Annotated in this window: 2 protein-coding genes; both read left to right on the plus strand. The window is 58.4% G+C overall.

Features of this window, described 5'->3' with window-relative positions; all coding sequences use genetic code 11:
• Positions 1–1,517, plus strand: a 1,517-nt coding sequence (gene kdpB, locus QJ48_RS34825; RefSeq protein ID WP_054977813.1) for a potassium-transporting ATPase subunit KdpB, incomplete at its 5' end; no start/stop codon positions are given.
• 90 nt (positions 1,518–1,607) lie between these two features.
• A partial coding sequence (locus tag QJ48_RS34830) for a potassium-transporting ATPase subunit C (protein WP_157261876.1) occupies positions 1,608–1,898 on the plus strand: 291 nt, incomplete at its 3' end.

Below are 1,898 nucleotides of genomic sequence, written 5' to 3' on the forward strand. Positions count from 1 at the left end.
TGACCGGGGGGACCCGGGTAGTGAGCGACAAGATCCGGGTGCGCATTACGAGCGACCCCGGCGAATCGTTCATCGACCGGATGATTTCCTTGGTCGAAGGCGCGAAGCGGCAGAAGACGCCGAACGAAATTGCGCTGAATACGCTGCTGACCAGCTTGACGCTCATTTTCATGATTGTCGTCGTCACGCTCGCCCCGATTGCCCGCTATCTGGAAATCGAGCTGCAAATTCCGGTGCTGATCGCGCTGCTGGTTTGTTTGATTCCGACGACGATCGGCGGTCTGCTGTCGGCGATCGGGATTGCCGGGATGGACCGGGTGACCCAGTTCAACGTATTGGCGATGTCCGGGAAAGCCGTTGAAGCGTCCGGCGACATCAACACGATGATTCTCGATAAAACGGGCACGATTACGTTCGGGAACCGGATGGCGAGCGAGTTCGTACCGGTCGGCTCGGCGGATTCCGATACGGTGGCGGAGTGGGCTGCAATCAGCTCGGTCAAAGACGAGACGCCGGAAGGCCGTTCTGTGCTGGAGCTGATGAAAAAGCAGAGCTTTTCGTTTGACCAAGCCCTTGCGGAGGGTGGCGAATTTATCGAATTTAAGGCCGAGACCCGGATGAGCGGTATCGATCTGACTGACGGTCGCAAGGCGCGCAAAGGCGCCGTAGATGCGGTGAAGAAGTGGGTGCAGGCGCAGGGCGGCAGCATCCCGGCCGACTTGGAAGCCAAGGGCAACGCGATCGCCTCCGAAGGCGGCACGCCGCTGGCGGTGGCTGTAGACCGCGAAATATTCGGCTTGATTTATTTGAAGGATACCGTCAAGCCCGGCATGCGGGAACGGTTCGAGCAGCTGCGCAAGATGGGCATCAAGACGATCATGTGTACGGGCGACAATCCGCTGACGGCCGCTACGATTGCCCGGGAGGCCGGGGTGGACGATTTTATCGCGGAGAGCAAGCCGGAGGACAAAATCGCCGTCATCCGGCGCGAACAGGCCGAAGGCAAGCTGGTGGCGATGACCGGCGACGGCACGAACGACGCGCCGGCGCTGGCGCAAGCCGACGTGGGCCTCGCGATGAACAGCGGGACGGTGGCGGCGAAGGAGGCGGCCAACATGGTCGATCTCGATTCCGATCCGTCCAAAATCATCGAAGTCGTGGCCATCGGCAAGCAGCTCTTGATGACCCGCGGCGCGCTGACGACGTTCAGTATCGCCAACGACGTGGCGAAATATTTTGCCATCATCCCGGCGATGTTCACGCTGGCGATTCCGCAGATGGAAGCCCTGAACATCATGAAGCTCGGCTCGCCGATGTCGGCGATTCTCTCGGCGCTGATTTTCAACGCAATCATCATCCCGCTGCTGATTCCGCTGGCGATGAAAGGCGTAACCTACAAGCCGATGAGCTCGACGCAGCTGCTGCGCCGCAATTTGTTCCTGTACGGGCTCGGCGGGGGGCTGGTGCCGTTCGTCGGCATCAAGCTGATCGATCTGGCGGTTCATCTGTGGATTTAACGGGTAATGACCAGCGTCCATTTTTTCACTGTCAAGATTTGTAGAGAAAACAACTTGGAGATATGATATATAGAAAGGGAATGATTCCTTATGGTAAGCCGCGTCAATCATGAAGGGGCCGAGACGGCCCGCTTCTCGCTCAGTATTGCCGTACGCGCTTCGATCGTGTTTATCGTCGTTTGCGGTCTTATTTACCCGCTCGTCTCGACCGGAATCGCGCAGGCGATTTTCCCGGCTCAGGCGAACGGCAGCCTGGTTCAAGACCGCAGCGGCGCCGTAGTCGGCTCCGAGCTCATCGGGCAAAAATTCAGAGATCCGAAATATTTTCAGGGACGCGTATCGAGTATTGATTATAAAGCCGATGCCTCGGGTTCGAATAAC

This window comes from Paenibacillus sp. A3, from assembly GCF_001399685.1.
In the GTDB taxonomy this organism is placed as follows: Bacteria; Bacillota; Bacilli; order Paenibacillales; family NBRC-103111; genus Paenibacillus_G.